The sequence below is a fragment of the Roseburia lenta genome, from assembly GCF_014287435.1.
GTDB lineage: Bacteria > Bacillota > Clostridia > Lachnospirales > Lachnospiraceae > Pararoseburia > Pararoseburia lenta.
Genome location: NZ_JACOPG010000004.1, coordinates 142,911 through 163,795 on the forward strand (window position 1 = coordinate 142,911; position 20,885 = coordinate 163,795).

At 46.5% G+C, this 20,885-nt stretch carries 15 protein-coding genes; 12 read left to right on the forward strand and 3 right to left on the reverse strand.

Going from position 1 to position 20,885, the window contains the following annotated elements:
- Window positions 1-2: 2 nt before the first annotated feature.
- Window positions 3-4,262 (reverse strand): 2-hydroxyacyl-CoA dehydratase, encoded by a 4,260-nt coding sequence (locus H8R94_RS10450; RefSeq protein WP_186854618.1) that lies wholly within the window; start codon window positions 4,260-4,262, stop codon window positions 3-5.
- A gap of 252 nt (window positions 4,263-4,514) precedes the next feature.
- On the opposite strand from H8R94_RS10450, the gene H8R94_RS10455 reads away from it, so the two are divergent.
- Genes H8R94_RS10455 through H8R94_RS10470 form a run of 4 tightly spaced genes read left to right on the forward strand, consistent with a single transcriptional unit; the run spans window position 4,515 to window position 10,027 of the window.
- Window positions 4,515-5,384 carry a rhomboid family protein gene (locus H8R94_RS10455; protein ID WP_118282042.1) on the forward strand — a complete coding sequence of 290 codons (870 nt, stop codon included), beginning with the start codon at window positions 4,515-4,517 and terminating at the stop codon, window positions 5,382-5,384.
- Window positions 5,385-5,440: 56 nt separating this feature from the next.
- Window positions 5,441-7,114: a glutamine--tRNA ligase/YqeY domain fusion protein gene (locus H8R94_RS10460; RefSeq protein ID WP_118282041.1), complete on the forward strand. Its 1,674-nt coding sequence runs from the start codon at window positions 5,441-5,443 to the stop codon at window positions 7,112-7,114.
- Window positions 7,115-7,141: 27 nt separating this feature from the next.
- Window positions 7,142-8,002 (forward strand): DUF2225 domain-containing protein, encoded by an 861-nt coding sequence (locus H8R94_RS10465; protein WP_118282040.1) that lies wholly within the window; start codon window positions 7,142-7,144, stop codon window positions 8,000-8,002.
- A gap of 51 nt (window positions 8,003-8,053) precedes the next feature.
- Window positions 8,054-10,027 carry a fructose-1,6-bisphosphatase gene (locus H8R94_RS10470; protein WP_118282039.1) on the forward strand — a complete coding sequence of 658 codons (1,974 nt, stop codon included), beginning with the start codon at window positions 8,054-8,056 and terminating at the stop codon, window positions 10,025-10,027.
- Here the strand turns inward: H8R94_RS10470 and H8R94_RS10475 are convergent, their stop codons facing one another.
- A complete protein-coding gene (locus H8R94_RS10475) occupies window positions 10,028-10,825 on the reverse strand; it encodes a helix-turn-helix domain-containing protein (RefSeq protein WP_186854619.1) in 798 nt (265 codons plus the stop codon). It abuts the gene before it with no gap.
- Window positions 10,826-11,009: 184 nt separating this feature from the next.
- Here H8R94_RS10475 and H8R94_RS10480 point away from each other — a divergent pair, with 184 nt between their 5' ends.
- Window positions 11,010-12,875 (forward strand): family 43 glycosylhydrolase, encoded by a 1,866-nt coding sequence (locus H8R94_RS10480; protein ID WP_118282037.1) that lies wholly within the window; start codon window positions 11,010-11,012, stop codon window positions 12,873-12,875.
- A 68-nt stretch (window positions 12,876-12,943) separates the two neighbouring features.
- On the opposite strand, the gene H8R94_RS10485 is transcribed toward H8R94_RS10480, so the two are convergent.
- Entirely contained in the window at window positions 12,944-14,170 is a 1,227-nt protein-coding gene (locus H8R94_RS10485; RefSeq protein WP_118282036.1) for an argininosuccinate synthase, read from the reverse strand.
- 314 nt (window positions 14,171-14,484) lie between these two features.
- Here H8R94_RS10485 and argC point away from each other — a divergent pair, with 314 nt between their 5' ends.
- From argC to H8R94_RS10520, 7 genes are all read left to right on the forward strand, one after another.
- Complete coding sequence (gene argC, locus H8R94_RS10490) at window positions 14,485-15,552, forward strand: N-acetyl-gamma-glutamyl-phosphate reductase (RefSeq protein ID WP_118282035.1); 1,068 nt, start codon at window positions 14,485-14,487, stop codon at window positions 15,550-15,552.
- 94 nt (window positions 15,553-15,646) lie between these two features.
- Complete coding sequence (locus tag H8R94_RS10495) at window positions 15,647-16,078, forward strand: GNAT family N-acetyltransferase (RefSeq protein WP_243238504.1); 432 nt, start codon at window positions 15,647-15,649, stop codon at window positions 16,076-16,078.
- Between the two features lie 13 nt (window positions 16,079-16,091).
- On the forward strand, window positions 16,092-17,315 hold the full coding sequence (argJ, locus tag H8R94_RS10500; protein ID WP_186854620.1) for a bifunctional glutamate N-acetyltransferase/amino-acid acetyltransferase ArgJ: 1,224 nt from the start codon (window positions 16,092-16,094) through the stop codon (window positions 17,313-17,315).
- A gap of 39 nt (window positions 17,316-17,354) precedes the next feature.
- Window positions 17,355-18,254 carry an acetylglutamate kinase gene (gene argB / locus H8R94_RS10505; RefSeq protein ID WP_118282033.1) on the forward strand — a complete coding sequence of 300 codons (900 nt, stop codon included), beginning with the start codon at window positions 17,355-17,357 and terminating at the stop codon, window positions 18,252-18,254.
- Complete coding sequence (locus tag H8R94_RS10510; protein ID WP_118282032.1) at window positions 18,247-19,449, forward strand: aspartate aminotransferase family protein; 1,203 nt, start codon at window positions 18,247-18,249, stop codon at window positions 19,447-19,449. Before argB ends, H8R94_RS10510 begins: the two co-directional genes overlap by 8 nt.
- A gap of 126 nt (window positions 19,450-19,575) precedes the next feature.
- On the forward strand, window positions 19,576-20,172 hold the full coding sequence (locus H8R94_RS10515) for a helix-hairpin-helix domain-containing protein (RefSeq protein WP_118282031.1): 597 nt from the start codon (window positions 19,576-19,578) through the stop codon (window positions 20,170-20,172).
- Between the two features lie 11 nt (window positions 20,173-20,183).
- Window positions 20,184-20,876, forward strand: a complete 693-nt coding sequence (locus H8R94_RS10520; protein ID WP_118282030.1) for a response regulator transcription factor — start codon at window positions 20,184-20,186, stop codon at window positions 20,874-20,876.
- The last annotated feature ends 9 nt before the right edge of the window (window positions 20,877-20,885 follow it).

Sequence of the window (20,885 nt, forward strand, 5' to 3'; positions counted from 1 at the left end):
GTTTATTTGGAAGCAATTTCTTTTTTTAAGTTCTTGTGCGCCGTAGAAAGCATAAGTTTGATACGGTTGAGCTGGTTTACTTCCGATGCGCCCGGATCATAGTCAATGGCAACGATATTTGCCTTTGGATATTCGTGGCGCAATTCTTTGATAACACCCTTTCCGACAATGTGGTTTGGCAGACATGCAAACGGCTGGGCACAAATGATATTCGGCACGCCCTGATGCATGAGTTCTAACATTTCACCGGTTAAGAACCAGCCTTCACCGGTCTGGTTACCAATGGATACGATGGACTCAGCATTTTTGGCTGTGTCTTCGATATAGCAGGTCGGTTCAAAGTGCTTGCTCTTTGCCAGTTCGTCTCTAGCATCTTTTCGCATCCATTCAAAGAAACGGATGAGCATCTTATTGAGGCGGGCTGTCTTTTTGGACTCGCCCAGATTGTCTGCCTTGTAGATCTGGTTGTAGCAGCAGTAGAGCAGGAAGTCTGTCAGATCCGGTACAACGGCTTCTGCACCTTCAGATTCCAAAAGCGTTACTACGTCATTGTTGGCTGCCGGATGGTATTTTACCAGAATTTCGCCGACAACGCCGACACGCGGTTTCTTCTCATCTGTGATCGGCAGACAGTCGAAATCGCGGATGATCTGGCGGCACATCTGCTTGTACTTGCGATGGGAAAGGAAGCCGTCCTGGGTTACAAAGGCAATGACGCGCTCTTTCCATTTTTCATGCAGGGCATTGGCAGAACCCGGTGTCACTTCATATGGACGCATGCGGTATAAGCAGCGCAGGAAGATGTCGCCAAATTCCAAGGCGTATAGGCCATGCTGGATCAGAGCCGGTGTGATCTTAAATCCCGGATTCTTTTCCAATCCGACCATATTTAAGGATACGACCGGAACATCCGGGTAACCTGCCTTGGCAAGGGCACGACGGATAAAGGCGATATAGTTGGTCGCACGGCATCCGCCACCGGTCTGGGTGATGAGGATTGCTGTCTTGTTCATGTCGTAATTGCCGGAAGCAATGGCAGCCATGATCTGACCGACAACGATCAGAGACGGATAGCAGGCATCGTTATTTACATATTTCAGACCGACATCTACACATTCTCTGGCAGAGATCTGTGGGATGGATAAATGGTATCCTGCGGCAACAAATGCTGGTTCCAAAAGTTCAAAATGGATCGGCGACATTTGCGGACAGATGATGGTGTAATCCTTGCGCATTTCCTCGGTAAAGATGACACGCTCAAAGTTTGCCGGTTTGATCTCGCGCTTTTCGGCTTTCTTTTCTCTGACACGGATGGCAGAGAGGAGAGAGCGGATACGGATCCTTGCAGCACCCAAGTTATTTACTTCATCGATCTTTAAGCAGGTATAGATCTTGCCGGAGCCTGTCAAAATATCACTGACCATATCGGTTGTTACGGCATCGACACCGCAGCCGAAAGAGTTGAGTTGGATCATATCCAGATCGTCTCTGGTCTTGACAAAGTTGGCGGCAGAGTAAAGTCTGGAATGATACATCCACTGATCCATAACCAGGATCGGACGCTCCAGATTACCCAGATGTGACACAGAATCCTCGGTCAAAACACAGATGCCGTAAGAGTTGATCAGTTCCGGGATACCATGGTTGATCTCAGGATCGACATGGTATGGACGACCTGCCAGAACGATACCGCGTCTACCGGTTTCCTTCATATATTTGAGGACTTCTTCACCCTTTTTCATCATTTCCAGACGGGTCACTTCCTGCTCTTTCCAGGCATCGGTGACAGCCTCGCGCACTTCGGATTCTGGGATGTCAAATTCTTCCTTGAAGCATTTGACCAGTGTCAGGCTTGCCTTCTCCTCGCTGCCAAAGGACATGAAAGGATTGATAAAACGCACCTTGCCGGAAGTGATCTCGTCCACATTATTCTTGATGTTTTCCGAATAAGAGGTAACGATCGGACAGTTGTAGTGGTTACCGGCATCCGGGAACTCGTTTCTTTCATAGAAGAGTGCCGGATAGAAGATAAAGTCTACATTGCCCTCATCAATGAGCCACTGGATATGTCCGTGTGCCAACTTGGCAGGATAACATTCGGATTCACTTGGAATGGATTCAATGCCCATCTCATAGATCTTTCTGGAAGAAGAAGGAGATAAGACAACGGAAAATCCGAGTTTTTTAAAGAAAGTTGCCCAGAATGGGTAGTTTTCGTACATATTCAAAACTCTCGGAAGTCCGACCGTGCCACGTTTTGCTTCTTCTCTTGGCAGTGGTTCGTAATCAAAGATACGCTTGTTCTTATATTCAAAAAGGTTTGGAATATTTTCTTTGTTCTTTTCCTTGCCCAGACCCTTTTCACAACGGTTACCGGTAATGTAACTGCGGTTGCCGGAGAAACGGTTGATGGTCAAAAGACAGTGGTTGGTGCATCCCTGACAACGGGCAAGTTTGGTCGTATAGGTCAGTTCATTGATCTGGTCAATGGTCAGCATAGTGGTCTGATAGTCTTCTTCGTGGCGTTCTCTGGCAATCAGGGCACAACCGAAAGCACCCATGATACCGGCGATGTCAGGTCTTACTGCCTGGCAGCCGGAAATGCGCTCGAAAGAACGAAGCACGGCGTCATTGTAAAAAGTACCGCCCTGTACGACAACGTGTTCTCCGAGTTCTTTCGGATCGGAGAGTTTGATAACCTTAAAGAGGGCATTTTTGATCACGGAATAAGCAAGACCGGCAGAAATATCAGCCACGGTCGCACCTTCCTTTTGCGCCTGCTTTACCTTGGAGTTCATAAATACCGTACATCTTGTACCAAGATCAATCGGATTCTTGGCAAACAAGGCTTCCTTAGCAAAATCCGCAACGGTAAAGTTCAAAGATTTTGCAAAAGTCTCGATAAAGGATCCGCAACCGGAAGAACATGCCTCATTCAACTGCACGCTGTCAACGGTCTGGTTCTTGATCTTGATGCATTTCATATCCTGTCCGCCGATGTCTAAGATACAATCGACCTCCGGGTTAAAGAAGGCAGCAGCATAGTAGTGTGCCACGGTCTCGACTTCGCCTTCGTCAAGCATGAGTGCGGACTTTAAGAGTGCCTCGCCGTATCCTGTGGAGCAGGAATGAACGATGTGGGCATCCTCCGGCAACTTGCTGTAGATGTCTTTGATGGCACCGATGGCGGTAGCAAGCGGGCTGCCGTTGTTGTTGCTGTAGAAAGAGTAGAGCAGTGAGCCGTCCTCATCTACCAGTGCAATCTTGGTCGTGGTCGAACCGGCATCGATACCCAGATAGCAGTTGCCGTGGTAAGAGGCAAGGTCAGCGGTACGGACATGGTTGTTGCCGTGGCGCTTGATAAAGGTATCGTATTCTTCTTTTGAGGCAAAGAGTGGCTCCATGCGGGCTACTTCAAATTCCATATGAATATTGGAAGACAATTTTGCCATAATATCGGTGATGGCAAACTGCTTTTCTTCCTTATAATTAAGGGCTGAACCGATCGCGGCGAACAGATGTGAGTTCTCCGGCGTGATGGCATGCTCATCATCCAGATTTAAGGTACGGATGAAGGTCATTTTTAACTGATCCAGGAAATGCAAAGGACCTCCTAAAAAGGCAACATGACCGCGGATCGGCTTACCGCAGGCAAGACCGGAAATGGTCTGGTTGACAACCGCCTGGAAAATGGAGGCAGACAGGTCTTCCTTGGTGGCTCCTTCGTTGATGAGGGGCTGGATATCTGTCTTGGCAAATACACCACATCTGGCTGCGATCGGGTAGATCGCCTTGTAATTCTTGGCATATTCGTTCAGACCGGAGGCATCTGTCTGGATCAGAGAAGCCATCTGGTCGATAAAGGAACCGGTACCACCGGCACAGATACCGTTCATACGCTGTTCTACGTTACCGTTTTCAAAGTAGATGATCTTGGCATCCTCACCACCAAGTTCAATGGCAACGTCTGTCTGTGGTGCATAGTGGGTCAGGGCAGTAGAGACTGCGATAACCTCCTGGACAAAATCAATGCCCAGATGCTTGGCAAGTGTCAGACCGCCGGAACCGGTGATCATCGGAGATACCATGATCTCGCCGGTGCTGTCAAATGCTTTATGTAACAGGTTACTTAAGGTTTCCTGAATGTTGGCAAAATGGCGTTCGTAATCAGAAAAGATAAGATTGTCCTGCTCATCAAGGATTGCAATTTTGACGGTTGTAGAACCGATGTCGATTCCTAACTTGTACAATTTTTCATTCATAATGATGTAAACCCTTTCTAAAAACTTATATGATAACTGTTTACTCCCGTTAATCCCATAGATTGAAGTCTGTCTTTTCCTATTTATTATATAGAAAACAAACAGAGTTATTATACGACACAAATCGACAAAAAACAAGAAGCGGATTCGTTGACAAAAAGTGGGAAGCACCCTATAATTAAAATAATTATGCAATATCGTCGGTGACTATACCATTTCTTAAGATATTGCGAGAGTGAGGAGAATACTTTTATGCTAAATAAGTTAGAACGTGCTCTGGGTAAATATGCCATTCCGAATCTGATGCGTTATTTGATCGGGGGCTATGTGCTGGGGTATTTTTTGATGTTGGGAAGCCGCATTACCAGTGTAAACTTTCTGACCTATATGACCTTAGAACCTTATTATATTATCCATAAGTTCCAGATCTGGCGTATCTTTACCTGGATCATGATCCCGGAGACTCCCAATATCCTGTTCTTTGCGATCATGCTCCTTTTGTATTATCAGTTGGGAACGGCGCTGGAGAATGCATGGGGGACATTTCGCTTTAATGCCTATATCATTGGAGGCATGCTTGCGACTCTGATCGGTGCTTTTGTTTTGTATTTTATTTACGGTGCGGTGACCGGCAGTCCGGTAGCAGGTGTTGGCGGTTATTTTAGTATGCAGTACATCAACCTGTCGATCTTTTTAGCATTTGCCGTATGCTTCCCGGATATGGAAGTGCTTTTGTACTTTATCATTCCGATCAAGATGAAGTGGATGGCAGTGGTTTATGCCGTTATGATCGCGATCAGTCTGGTGGGATCCTCCTGGTCAGGTCGTGTGGCGATCATCTGCTCCCTGCTCAACTTCCTGATCTTTTATCTGTCATCCCGCAATTACAGACGTGTGGATCCGCGTGAGATCCACCGCAAGCAGGAATATAAGCGCAAGGCGGCAGCCGGTGCAGGACCAAGGAGAGACAGGAGCGGCGCACCGATCGCAAGACACAAGTGTGCGGTATGCGGCAGGACAGAACTGACAAACCCGGAACTGGAATTCCGTTTCTGCTCAAAATGCAACGGCAATTATGAATATTGTCAGGATCATCTGTTTACACACAAACACATCCAGTAGGCAATACCAAAGAGGAATATAAGTGGATAAGTCCACAGATGGAGAGGAATAGATCAATGGAGAACGAAAAAGAAGTAGTATCAAAGAATTTTATCGAGATGGAGATCGACAAGGACCTGGCAGAGGGGGTTTACGACACCGTATGTACCCGTTTCCCGCCGGAGCCAAATGGTTATCTGCATATCGGTCATGCCAAGTCCATCCTGTTAAACTATGGTCTGGCAAAAAAATACAATGGCGAATTTCACATGCGTTTTGACGACACCAACCCAACCAAGGAACGTGAGGAATTTGTAGAGTCCATCAAAAAAGATATTCAGTGGCTGGGCGCAGACTGGGGCGACCATCTGTATTTTGCATCCAACTATTTTGACCAGATGTATGAAGCAGCTATTACTCTGATCAAAAAGGGCAGGGCATACTGCTCTGACTTAAATGCAGACCAGATCCGTGAGTACCGCGGTACTTTGACAGAGCCTGGCAAGGAAGATCCGAATGCAGGCCGTAGCATCGAAGAAAATTTACAGATCTTTGAAGATATGAAAAACGGCAAATACGAGGACGGCTCCATGGTACTGCGTGCCAAGATCGATATGACATCACCGAATATCAATATGAGAGATCCGATTCTCTACCGTGTGGCACATATGCATCATCACAACACCGGTGATAAGTGGTGCATTTATCCTATGTATGATTTCGCACATCCGATCGAGGATGCGATCGAGGGCATCACACATTCTATCTGCACACTGGAATTTGAAGACCACAGACCACTCTATGACTGGGTCGTTCGTGAGGTCGGTTTTGCACATCCGCCAAGACAGATCGAATTTGCCAAGATGTATCTGACCAATGTCGTTACCGGCAAGCGTTACATCAAGCGTCTGGTAGAAGAAGGCATCGTAGACGGCTGGGATGATCCGCGTCTGGTATCCATTGCAGCCCTGCGCCGCCGTGGCTTCACACCGGAGTCCATTGCAAAGTTCGTAGAACTCTGTGGCGTGTCAAAGAGCAATTCTTCTGTAGATTATGCCATGCTTGAGTATTGTATCCGTGAGGACTTAAAGAACAAAAAGAGCCGTGTGATGGCAGTGCTTGATCCAATCAAGGTTGTGATCGACAATTATCCGGAAGGACAGATCGAGTATCTGGAAGCACCGAATAACCTGGAAAATCCGGAACTTGGCACCCGTCAGGTACCATTTTCCAGAGAGATCTATATTGAGCGCAATGATTTTATGGAAGAACCGCCACGCAAGTATTTCCGTATGTTCCCGGGCAATGAAGTGCGCCTGATGAATGCTTACTTCGTGACCTGTAATTCTTTTGAAAAGGACGAAAATGGCAATATCACAGAGATCCATTGTACCTATGATCCGGCATCCAGAGGCGGTAACAGCCCGGATGGACGAAAGGTAAAGGGCACTATCCACTGGGTATCCTGCGAGACAGCCGTTCCGGCAACCATCCGCCTCTATGAGAATATCGTAGATGAGGAAGCCGGCGTTTACAATGAGGATGGTAGCCTCAACTTAAATCCAAATTCTCTGACGGTTTTGGAGAATTGTTATGTGGAGCCATCCATCGCAGAGGCAGAGGCGTATGACAGTTTCCAGTTTGTACGTCAGGGCTTCTTCTGCGTAGATGCAAAGGATTCTTCCAAGGAGCATCTGGTATTCAACCGGATCGTATCTTTGAAGTCTTCCTACAAATTGCCGACAGCCTAAGTTGGTTTTAGCAGAAAGTGTGAAATAATGAATTTATTATCTGGATTAGAGAAATTTGGCCTGAAAGGCGATGGCGAGTTAGACATCTTAAATGATGGCAGCGAGGCGAAAAAGAAACAGACCGAAAAGGCAAAGGCAGAAGTGGTAGAATTGACTGAAAAGGATTTCCTTTTGGATCACAAGATGAAGTGCCCGATCTGCGACAAGGAATTTGTTGTCAAAGGGGTAAAGAGTTCCAAGGTCAAGAGAAAGGAACCGGATGCGGATCTTCGTCCAAACCATGAGTATGTCGATACCTTAAAGTACGGTGTATGTGCCTGCCCGTCCTGCGGATATGCAGCCCTGCGCCGAAATTTTGAACATTTGTCACCGACACAGCGCAAATGGATCCGTGAGCAGATCTCAGCCAATTTTAAGCCGGTCGAAGAGCCAAAGATGGAAGTCTACACCTATGATTATGCGGTAGAAAAGTACAAACTGGCGCTGGTTTCCGCTATGGCAAAAAAGGCAAAACTGAGTGAGAAGGCATACATATGCTTAAACATCGCGTGGCTGCGCCGTGCCGAGATTAAGACCATACCGGATGATACGCCGATGAATAAGAAACGTATCGAAAACTGCCAGAAAGAATATGAGGGATTTTACCGTCAGGCATACGATGGCTTTATGAAAGTGACCAGCACAGAGATGCCGCCTTACAATGGTATGGATGCCAATACGGTCGATTATATTCTGGCAAACATGGCAGTCCACTATAAAGATTATGACATTGCGTCCAAACTGATCAGTCGTCTGATCACATCTTCCGGCACATCCAAGCGCATGAAGGATAAGTGTCTGGAGTTAAAGGAACAGATCGTAGCAGACTTGAAGGCAAAGGCAAATTAGTATAAGACCGGGCAGAGTTTTTCTGTCCGGTTTGGAAGTTAAGAGGAGAAGATGGAGCAGGAAATTCGTTTTTACAAGGGTTTAGCAAAGCAGTATCCGAATGTCGCGTCTGCGGCAACGGAGATCATCAACTTACAGGCAATCCTAAATCTGCCAAAGGGGACAGAGCATTTTATCACCGATGTGCATGGCGAATATTTACAATTCCGTCACATCCTGCGTAATGCATCCGGGGCGATCCGAAGAAAGATCGATGATGTATTCGGACCGACACTGCGCATGGAAGAAAAAAAGGAACTGGCAGCGCTTATCTATTATCCGCGGGAAAAGTTAGAGCAGGTGGAGGCCAAGGAAAAGGACATCGAGGAATGGTATCAGGTGACCATCCACCGTATGATCCTGCTCTGCCGGAGTGCGGCATCCAAGTACACGCGTTCCAAGGTACGAAAAGCAATGCCGACGGATTTTGCCTATGTGATCGAGGAGTTGATGAGCGGCAGACCGGATGAGGCAGACCAGGAGGCTTATTACAATGAGATCATCCATTCGGTCATCACGACAGGCAGGGCAAGAGAGATGATCGTGGCATGTGCAGACCTGATCCGCCGTATGGTCGTCGATCATCTGCATGTGGTGGGTGATATTTATGACAGGGGACCAAGCCCACACCTGATCCTGGATTCTCTTATGAACCATCATTCCGTGGATATCCAGTGGGGCAATCATGACATCCTGTGGATGGGAGCAGCGGCAGGAAGCAGACCTTGCATTTGCAATGTCATCCGTATTGCGGCGCGCTACGGCAATCTGGCGACCTTGGAGGAGGGCTATGGCATCAATCTTTTGCCGCTTGCCAAACTGGCGATGGAATATTATGGGGATGATCCATGTCTCTGTTTCCGTGAGCAGAGTGCTTATCAGAATTTAGACCAGGCGAAGCATCTGACCTTAGATACCAGTCTGGAAGAAAAGATGCACAAGGCAATTACCCTCATGCAGTTTAAGATCGAGGGACAGATGATCTTATCCCATCCGGATTTTGGCATGGAAGACCGTCTGCTGCTGGATAAGATCGATCTTTCCCAGGGCAGTGTGACGATCGATGGCATTTCTTATCCGATGAAGGATAAGCATTTTCCGACATTAGATCCTGAGCATCCATATCTTTTGACCGAGCAGGAACAGGAAGTGATCGACCAGATCCAGCAATCCTTTATGCATTGCGAGAAATTGCAGCAGCACATACAGTTTTTGTACTCTCATGGAAGCCTTTACAAGGTCTACAATGGCAACCTTTTGTATCATGGCTGTATTCCGCTGACCAAGGATGGCAAGTTCTTACCGGTCCGCTTATTCGGAAAGACTTATACGGGCAGAGCCCTGTATGATGTATTGGATTCCTATGCCAGGAAAGGCTATTATGCGACGGACGACAGGGAAAGAATACGCGGGCAGGCGATCCTCTGGTATTTGTGGGAGAATCCGGATTCACCGGTATTCGGCAAGGAAAAGATGGCGACCTTTGAACGCTATTTCGTGGCAGACAAAGCCTTGCATGTAGAGCCGAAGAACCCATACTATCAGATGCTCAATGATGAAAAGATGGCAGATGCCGTCTTAAAGGAATTTGGTTTGTCGGGCGCAGATGCCCACATTATTAACGGACACATCCCGGTCGAGGCAAAGGCGGGAGAATCGCCGGTCAAATGTAACGGCAAACTGCTCATCATTGACGGTGGTCTGTCTAAAGCCTATCAGCCAAAGACCGGTATTGCCGGATATACACTGATCTACAATTCCTATGGACTGGTCTTGGCAGCCCATGAGCCTTTTACATCGGTAGCCAAGGCAGTAGAGCAGGGAAGTGATATCCATTCCGACCGTATTCTGGTCCAGCAGGTCTTGAAGCGCAAGCGCGTGGCAGATACGGATATCGGGCGGGAATTAAAAGAAAATGTTGCGGATTTGCAAGGGCTTTTGGAAGCCTATCGCACAGGGCTGATCCCTGAGCGGCATGAACGTTGATTATCTGTGTCTTTTTCTATATTGCATAGGTGTCATATACATTTGTTTTTTAAATAATTTTGTAAAGTAATTAGAGTCGTTGATGCCAACAGAGGCTGCAATATCAGCAATACTGGATGTCGTGCAACGCAGGAGCAAACAGGCTTCAGAGATACGACGGCAGAGCAGATATTGGGTTATTGTCTTTCCTACTTCTTTTTTAAAGAGCGTAGAAAGGTAGTTTGGTGTCAACGACAATTCTTTTGCAAGATGTTCTACGGAAATTTCTTCATTCATGTGCAGTTCTAAATAGAGGATACAATCTTGAATTGGTCTGGTGTAGGCAGCAAGGGAAAATGTGTTGGATAGCATACAATAGGTATCAATCATTTTTTCAATGATCTGTCCGACTTCATCAAAACTACTTGCTATCTCGATTAGATAGGTAAAGCGTGAGGCGTAGTGATTGATGTAGATATTGGGTACATAATTTTGCTCAATATCCTTGCGGAAAAGTGTATTCATTGAAAGGGCAGAATCTTTAAACTGACGCAGTGGGGAAATGGGAATAGAACAAATATGTCCATCACTATGTTGGAGCGTCTGCTTTGTTAAACGGAGTTCATGCTTGGCTTTTGCGGCATTCCCTTCCACGATCGCCTGATGCAGACGTTGTTCTGACGCATTGCGCTCGTTAATAAAACGAAGTTCTGCATAAAAGTCATCCATCTTATAATTCTGTGGAAAATTCTCCTTTGTTACATCATAAAAATTGTTATGGGTAGAAAAAATATCCTCTAGTAGGGAATCCAGATACATTTTTTTGCGCACTCCTTTTTGATAAAAAGATAATTCAATGATAATTTGGATAATAGCATAGAACTTTACTGTTTTTCAAGAGTTATCTTCTATTCCTTAGACTCCTTTACAAGTACAATGGATATCATCTTGGAACTATACATAATGCTTCTGGAATAAAAGGTAAAAAGAGGAGGAGAAAAGGATGTATTATTGCAATCCGATCAATATACCCTATCGCTATCAGTATGTAAAAAAAGACGATCGGGCGGTCATTTATAGAGAGGCGGCAGATCCGTCACTGGTAGTATTTCATGGAAAATACTATATGTTTCCATCCATGACAAAAGGATATTTAGTCAGCGAGGATATGGTAAATTGGCAAGTGAAAAAATTGCAGGGATTACCGGTTTATGATTATGCCCCGGATGTGCGCGTGATGGGGGAATACTTGTATTTCAGTGCATCCCGCAGAGATGCCAATTGTGATTTTTACCGGACAAAAGATCCGGAATCAGGTGTCTTTGAAAAAATAGAGGGGACTTTTGATTTTTGGGATCCGAATCTCTTTGTGGATGATGACGGACGTGTCTATTTTTACTGGGGATGTTCCTCTGTGGAACCGATTTACGGTGTGGAACTTGATCCAAAGACTATGAAACAGATTGGCCAGCCGATGGCTTTATTTGATAATCATAAGAATGATTATGGCTATGAACGTGTGGGAGAGGATCATAATGAACAGAAGCGGAGAGATATGGCATTTGAGCAAATGCTTATTCAGGGGTTGAGTGCACAGTTTGGGAAAAATCCGAGTGAGGTAGCAGACGTATATGAACTGATAGAACTTTTGCCAGAGGAAAGACGCCTTTTTATGGAACGCTTATTAGGTCCAACACCGAATATGGAAGGGGCGTGGATGACCAAATATCAGGGGAAATACTATCTGCAATATGCAGCAGCAGGAACAGAGTACAATATTTACCCGGATGGAGTTTATGAAGCAGACCACCCATTGGGACCTTTTACCTTGGCAAAAAACAATCCGTATTCATATAGCCCGGGAGGGTTTATGCCGGGAGCAGGACATGGATCAACAATGCAGGATCTAAAAAATAATTGGTGGCATACAGCAACGATGCGCATTTCCTGCAATCATGAATTTGAACGACGTCTTGGCCTCTGGCCGGCAGGATTTGATAGGGATGGAGAACTTTTCTGCAATCAACGTTACGGAGATTGGCCGATTCTTCTGGATGAAAATAAGGAGCAAGATCCGTGGAGAGAACCGGATTGGATGCTTTTATCCTATGGAAAACAGGTTAAAGCATCGAGTCAGAAAGAAGCAGGAAAATCTGCCGCCAATGTGGTTGACGAAAATTGTCAGACTTGGTGGAAAGCCTTGGATGAAGACAGCCAACCGTGGATTATGGTTGATCTGGGGAAAGCAATGGATATTCATGCTATCCAACTTAATTTTATGGATGATCATAAGGAAGTGGACATGCCGCAAGAGAGGATGGAGAAAGAGAATCCGGAGGAGTTGACCGAGCGTATCAAGGGAAGTCGATATATTGAAGATGAACTGGATCCGATCAATTATCTGTTAGAGGGCTCAGAAGATGGAAAAAACTGGGAGACACTGGCAGATAAAGAACAGGTAACAACAAGTTTGCCACACGATTTTTTGGTATGGGAGCAGGGAATTATGTATAGATTTATCCGGGTTACGGTCGTAAGTCAGCCACATGAACCGAGTGCCTGCATGGCAGGGATCCGTATTTTTGGACTTGGTGATGGGCAAGCCCCGGCGCCGGTTACGGATGTAACGGCGGAGAGAATAAGCGGCACAGATATGAATCTGGCATGGAAGGGGAGTGCAGTTGGGTATGAGATTCTCTGGGGACATGAAAAAGATAAATTGTATCACAGCTATCGGGTCTTTGGAGATAAGGAAAAAACCATACGTGCATTAGTTTCGCAGATGTCACAGTATTATGTGCGCATTGATGCTTTTAACGAAAATGGCATCACCCATGGTAAATGCCTGCCTGTTAAAAATAAAATGTAATCATTAAAAATACCCATCACAGTTTGTTTTTACTGTGATGGGTATTCTTATCATAGGCACCTTTTAGGTTATTTTGCCTTATTCTTTTCTAATTCCTGCATCTTCATAGCACGAACCTTGAGCGGAAGACCAAAGAGTGTGATAAAGCCTTCAGCATCATGGTGATCGTAGAGATCTCCGGTCGTGAAACTTGCAAGTGACTCACTGTAGAGTGAGTATGGAGAAGTCGTACCGGCCTTGATGATGTTGCCCTTGTATAACTGGAACTTGACTTCGCCTGTTACGTATTCCTGGGTAGAAGTAACGAAAGCCTGAATGGCTTCGCGCAGTGGGGTAAACCATTTACCTTCGTAAACGACCTGTGCTAATTTGTTGCCCATGTCTTTCTTGACTTCCATGGTAGCACGGTCAAGTACCAGTTCCTCTAACTGAGAATGTGCTTCCATGAGGATGGTTCCGCCCGGTGTTTCATATACGCCACGGCTCTTCATACCAACAACACGGTTTTCTACGATATCTACGATACCGATACCATGTTTGCCGCCCAGGCGGTTCAATTCACGGATGATGTCGGAAACTTTCATCTTTTTACCATTGACAGAAGTAGGAATACCCTTTTCAAAGGTCATAGTAACATATTCGCCCTGGTCAGGAGCCTTCTGTGGTGTAACGCCCAGAACTAACATATGATCGTAATTTGGCTCTAAAGAAGGATCTTCGAGTTCCAGACCTTCGTGACTGATATGCCATAAGTTACGGTCACGGCTGTAAGACTGGTCGGTAGAGAATGGAAGATCAATGCCGTGAGCCTTGCAGTATTCGATCTCGGATTCGCGGGAATCCATCTTCCACTTGTCATCACGCCAAGGAGCGATAACCTTGATGTCAGGGGCAAGAGCCTTGATACCGAGTTCAAAACGGATCTGGTCATTTCCCTTACCGGTAGCACCGTGACAGATGGCAACGGCTCCCTCTTTGCGGGCAACTTCCACTAATTTCTTTGCGATGCCCGGACGAGCCATGGAAGTACCGAGCAGATATTTATTCTCATAAACCGCACCTGCCTGCACACAAGGAATGATATAATCATCACAAAATTCATCCGTGATATCTTCGATATATAACTTGGAAGCACCGGATAATCTGGCACGTTCTTCCAATCCGTCCAATTCTTCGCCCTGACCGCAGTCGATACAGCAACATACGACATCGTATCCGTAATTCTCCTTGAGCCATGGGATAATGGCTGTGGTGTCCAGCCCGCCTGAGTAGGCTAATACTACTTTTTCTTTCATAATGAAATGTTCCTCCTTATTGATAGGCACGCGATCGTGCAATTTGTATCTGAAATATCGTCTTTTCTCTTACATCAGACCTAGAAATAATATACAACAAATACTTTGGCAGTGCAAGTGTAAAAATATGCATTTTAAAAGAATAAATAAACATGGTAAGATATATAAACTCACAAACTAAACAAAGAATAAAAAAGCGCGGTGCATAAATATTCATTAAAATTGTAAAAAACTTACATTTTCCTCTTTACGAACAGGGGAGAATGTACTAATATGAAAAAAGAGATTTTTCGATTAAGAAAAGAGGGCGAAAGATGATAAAAGCAGGAATTATTGGAGCAACCGGTTATGCAGGCGGTGAACTGGTCCGCCTTTTGCTAGGACATAAAGAAGTAGAGATTGTGTGGTATGGTTCCCGTTCTTATGTGGACGAGAAATATGCACATGTCTATCGTAATATGTTTGATATTGTGGATGCAACCTGTCTGGACGATAATCTGCAGGAACTGGCAAGACAGGTGGATGTGATCTTTACGGCAACACCGCAGGGTTATCTGGCATCCATATTGACAGAGGAGATCCTGAGTCAGGTTAAGATCATAGATCTGAGCGCAGACTACCGCATCAAAGATGTCGCTACTTATGAGAAGTGGTATGGCATCACACACAAGAGCCCACAGTTTATAGAGGAAGCGGTTTACGGTCTGTGTGAGATCAACCGCGACAAGATGCAGGGTGTGCGTCTGGTAGCCAATCCGGGCTGTTATACGACCTGTTCCATTTTGACGACTTATCCATTTGTCAAAGAGGGGCTGATCGATCACCACACCCTGATCGTAGATGCTAAGTCCGGTACATCCGGCGCGGGCAGAGGGGCAAAGGTACAAAACCTTTTCTGTGAAGTCAATGAGAATATGAAGGCATACGGTGTAGCGACACACCGCCATACCCCGGAGATCGAGGAACAGTTGGGCTATGCCTGTGGGGAGGACGTGACCATTTCCTTTACACCGCATCTTGTGCCTATGAACCGTGGCATCTTGGTAACGGCATACGCTTCCTTAAAAAAGGTGGCTTACCCGGATGGGCATGTTGACTATCCGACCGAGGACATGCTGCTGGATGTTTATCACAAGTATTATGATAAGGAATATTTTGTGCGTGTTTTAGAGGCTGGCATGACACCGGAGACCAAGTGGGTAGAAGGTTCTAATTTTGTGGATGTCTGCCTGAAAGTGGATCCGAGAACGCACCGCGTGATCCTTATGGGCGCACTGGACAATCTGGTTAAGGGCGCAGCAGGACAAGCCGTACAGAATATGAATCTTTTGTTTGGCTTTAAAGAACAGGAAGGATTGGAACTGGTTCCCATGTTTCCGTAAAAATGTGATAGCAGATCAGGAGAAGAAAAGATTGACAGAAAAAATGAGACAGAATAAGGATTTTCGATTGCCGGAAGGAGTGCAACTCCGCACTATGGAAAAAGGAGATTTTGCTGAGGTGCATGCGCTGTGGATGCAGATCAACGGATTTGCCATTCGCAGCATCGATGATTCCAAGGAAGGCGTTTTACGTTTTATCAAGCGAAATCCGACCACCAGTATCGTGGCTGAGGCGGACGGCAGGATCGTGGGATCCATTCTCTGCGGGCACGATGGCAGACAGGGATGCTTCTATCATGTCTGCGTGGCAGAGGGCTACCGCAAGCACGGCATCGGAAAAGCCATGGCAACGACCTGTATGCGGCGTCTGCAGGAGGAGGGCATCAATAAGATCTCTCTGGTGGCATTTAAGGACAATGCTTTAGGCAATGCCTTCTGGCATGAGGAAGGGTGGAAATTGCGTCAGGATCTGAATGTATATGATTTTATTTTAAATGAAGAAAACATAACACGATTTAACAAATAAAGGAGTGGCAAAGATGGAAAAGATAGATGGCGGAGTTACCGCAGCAAAGGGCTTTCTGGCAGCGCACACCGCAGCCGGAATCAAATATCAGGGCAGAGATGACATGGCTATGATCTATAGCAAGGTGCCGGCGGTTGCAGCAGGTACTTTTACCCGCAATGTGGTAAAGGCTGCACCGGTCAAATGGGATCAGCAGGTGGTAGGGGAGAGTCCTTTCGTTCAGGCGGTAGTCATGAATGCCGGGATCGCCAATGCCTGTACCGGACAGGAAGGCATGGGCTATTGTAAGGAGACGGCTGACGCGGCAGGATCTGCACTTGGGATCCCGAGTCAGGCAGTCTTAGTCGCATCGACCGGTGTGATCGGCATGCAGCTGCCTATGGATCGTCTGCGCGCGGGCATTGGGGCAATGGTGCCTAAGTTAGAGGACACGCGGCAGGCAGCAGCCGCAGCCGCACAAGCCATCATGACGACCGATACCCACAAGAAGGAAGCGGCAGTGACCTTTACGGTGGACGGAAAGACCGTGACGGTCGGCGGTATGAGCAAGGGAAGCGGTATGATCCATCCCAATATGTGTACCATGCTTGCTTTTATCACAACGGATCTGGCAATCTCCCACGAACTTTTGCAGGAGGCACTCAGCAGCGTTGTGGACGACACTTACAATATGATCTCTGTGGATGGCGATACTTCCACCAATGATACCTGTCTGGTGCTTGCTAATGGTATGGCAGGCAATACTGAGATTACGGAGAAAAATGCTGATTATCAGGCTTTTGTAGAAGTTCTTTTTGAAGTCAACAAGACACTTGCCAAGATGATGGCGGGCGATGGTGAAGGCGCGACCGCCTTATTCGAGGTCAAGGTCATAAATGCTTCCAGCAAGGCAGAGGCAGTGACCCTCGCCAAATCTGTCGTTACATCCAGTCTGACCAAGGCAGCGATCTACGGTCATGATGCCAACTGGGGCAGGATCCTTTGCGCGCTGGGTTATGCCGGTGTGGACTTTGATCCGGAAAAGGTAGATCTCTACTTTGAGAGCAGCAATGGCAGATTGAAGATCATAGAAAACGGTGTGGCAACCGGTTACAGTGAGGAAGAAGCCACAAAGATCTTGACGGCAGATGCTGTGACAGCCATCTGCGATATGAAACAGGGGGATGCCGAGGCAACTGCCTGGGGATGCGACCTGACCTATGATTATGTCAAGATCAATGCCGATTATCGTTCTTAATGAAGAATGTCATAGATCCGCGATAAGGAGGATACAAAAGTGGAAGAGAAAAATATGCAGGAAGTCATGGAAAAGGCACAGGTTCTGATCGAGGCTTTGCCTTACATCCAGCGTTTTAACCGAAAGATCATTGTTGTAAAGTATGGCGGAAGTGCCATGATCGACGAAGAATTAAAAAAACATGTTATTCAGGATGTGACACTTTTAAAACTGGTCGGATTTAAGCCGATCATCGTACATGGCGGCGGTAAGGAGATCAGTCGCTGGGTTGAAAAAACAGGCATGCAGCCGGAATTTGTCAACGGACTCCGCAAGACGGATGCTGCGACCATGGAGATCGCAGAGATGGTCTTAAATAAGGTCAACAAGTCTTTAGTACAGATGGTCGAGGAACTGGGGGTCAATGCCATCGGTATCAGTGGCAAGGATGGCGGACTGCTGCGTGTAGAAAAGAAATATTCCGACGGTCAGGATATCGGCTATGTAGGTGAGATCACAGAAGTCAATCCAAAGATCTTAGAGGATCTTCTGGAACGCGATTTTCTCCCGATTGTCTGCCCGATCGGTATGGATGCCAATTATGAGACTTACAATATCAATGCGGATGATGCGGCTTGTGCCATTGCGCAGGCAGTACAGGCAGAAAAACTGGCATTCTTGACGGATATCGAGGGTGTCTATAAAGATCCTGCGGACAAATCAACGCTGATCTCAGAATTGACCGTATCCGAAGCAAGAGAACTGATCGCAGACGGCTTTATCGGTGGCGGTATGCTGCCAAAACTGAATAACTGTATGGAAGCAATCGAAAAAGGGGTTTCCCGGGTACATATTCTGGACGGGCGTATCGCACACTGCCTGCTTTTGGAGATCTTTACCAATAAGGGAATCGGAACGGCTATTTTAGATGATAAGGAGAAAAAGTTTAATCATGAATAAAGAAGAATATATTGCTACAGCAGAAGAATCTTTGTTCCATGTCTACAATCGGTTCCCGGTCGTATTTGAAAAGGGGAACGGTGTGCATATCTATGATACGGATGGCAAGGAATATCTGGATTTTGCATCCGGGATCGGCGTTATGGCATTTGGTTACAATGACGGCGAATACAAACAGGCACTCATGGATCAGATCGACAAGATTACCCATACCTCCAACCTCTACTATCATCCGCCAATGATCTCGGCAGCCAAAAAACTTTGTCAGGTATCCGGCATGGATAAGGTATTCTTTACCAACAGTGGTGCCGAGGCGATTGAAGGAGCCATTAAGACTGCCAAGAAATATGCTTATCTGCGCGATGGATTTGCCGGACATGAGATCATTGCCATGGAACATTCTTTCCACGGCAGGACAGTGGGATCTTTGTCTGTGACCGGTACGGAGCACTACAGAGAACCATTTTTACCGCTGATGGATGGCGTGCGTTTTGCCAATTTTAACGATCTGGATAGTGTCAAGGCACAGATCACGGACAAGACTTGTGCCATTATCATGGAGACTGTGCAGGGCGAGGGTGGTCTGTATCCGGCAGAAGCGGACTTTTTACAGGGCGTCCGGGATCTGTGTGATGCGCATGATATCTTATTGATCTTAGACGAGATCCAGTGCGGCATGGGCAGGACAGGCTACATGTTTGCATGGCAGAAATACGGTGTAAAGCCGGACATCATGACCTGCGCAAAAGCACTTGGAGCAGGCGTGCCGGTCGGCGCCTTTGCACTCACCGACCGCGTGGCAGAGCACTCTTTGGTACCGGGCGACCATGGTACGACTTACGGAGGCAATCCGCTGGTATGTGCGGCAGTTGATAAGACATTGGATATGATGGAAAACCGCCATATTACTGACCATGTCAAAGAACTGACGCCATATTTTGAGAAGGCATTGGATGGTCTGGTCGCAAAATATGACTTTATGACAGGCAGACGTGGCATGGGACTCATGCAGGGCATTGTGATCGATGCGCGTATCCCGGTTGGTTCTATTGTGACAAAGGCACTGGAGGCAGGGCTGATCGTGCTCTCAGCCGGTGGGAATGTCTTGCGACTTTTGCCGCCACTGGTCATCGAAAAAGAAGATATCGATCATATGGTAGAAATTTTGACCGGGGTTTGTGACATAATTTCGTAAAACTCTTGTAATAATTGACGCTTTTGGATAAAATGATTTGCATAGCATTCATGTTTCCTTTCAGCGATCCAGAGGGGGTAGCAGACATTGCTGCTCCCTTTTCTTATTGTTTGAAAGGAGTGTAAAGTGAAAAAACAAATCATACTACTTGGTATTGTAGTTCTTATCTTGCTAGGATGTACGGCTTGCAAGTCTACATCTTATTTAGAAAAGCAGTCTGATCTTTCTAGTGAGGACACATCAGAAGATGCGACGGATTCCGCGGACACAACAGAAGAGACAGAGAAAAAGACAGAGATCTATGTGCAGATCAGTGGGGCAGTGGCAGATCCCGGTGTTTACACTTTTCCTGCAGACAGCCGCGTGTATGAACTGATCGAGGCTGCGGGCGGTCTGCTGCCAGAGGCGTATGATGTCTCTTTGAATCAGGCGGAGCGGCTTTCGGATGGGCAGAAGATCCATGTCTATACCAAAGAGGAAGCGGCAGAGGGGCTGGCACCGACAGAGGAAAGTTCTTCGACATCGGATGGAAAGGTCAACATCAATACGGCTTCCACGGAGGAACTGACAAGTTTAAAGGGAATCGGACAGACCAGGGCAGAAAGCATTGTCGCCTATCGGCAGGAGCACGGAGCCTTTGCGGCAGTGGAAGATCTAAAAGCAGTATCCGGGATCGGTGATGCGACCTATCAAAAGATCGCAGATGCAATTACAGTGAATTGAGGTTTTGAAAAATGGCAAAAAAAGTATTAGTGGTGGATGATGAAAAATTGATCGTAAAGGGGATCCGCTTTAGTCTGGAGCAGGACGGCATGGAAGTGGATTGTGCCTATGATGGACAGGAAGCGCTGGATAAAGCCATGGCGACACCATACGATATGATACTTTTGGATGTGATGCTGCCAAAGATGGATGGATTTGAAGTCTGCCAGCGTATCCGTGAATTTTCCAATATGCCGATCGTTATGCTGACGGCAAAAGGGGATGATATGGATAAGATCTTAGGCTTAGAGTATGGTGCAGATGATTATATCACCAAGCCTTTCAATATCTTAGAGGTCAAGGCGCGTATCAAGGCCATAATGCGCAGAACGACGCCACAGGTCGTCAAGGAACAAAAGATCACAGAGATCAAAAGCGGAGATTTTACCATCAATACAGAAAACCGCCGTCTTTTTATTTTAGATCAGGAGATCAATGTGACCTCCAAAGAATTTGATATGCTCTTACTTTTAGTGACCAATCCGGGCAAGGTCTACAGCAGGGATGAGTTGCTCCGTGCTATCTGGGGCGAGGACTATCCGGGAGATGCGCGTACCGTGGATGTGCATATCCGGCGTCTGCGTGAGAAGATCGAGCCAAATGCCAGTGAACCAAAGTATGTGCACACTAAGTGGGGGGTAGGCTACTACTATCAGCAGGTTTAGAGGTAGGAC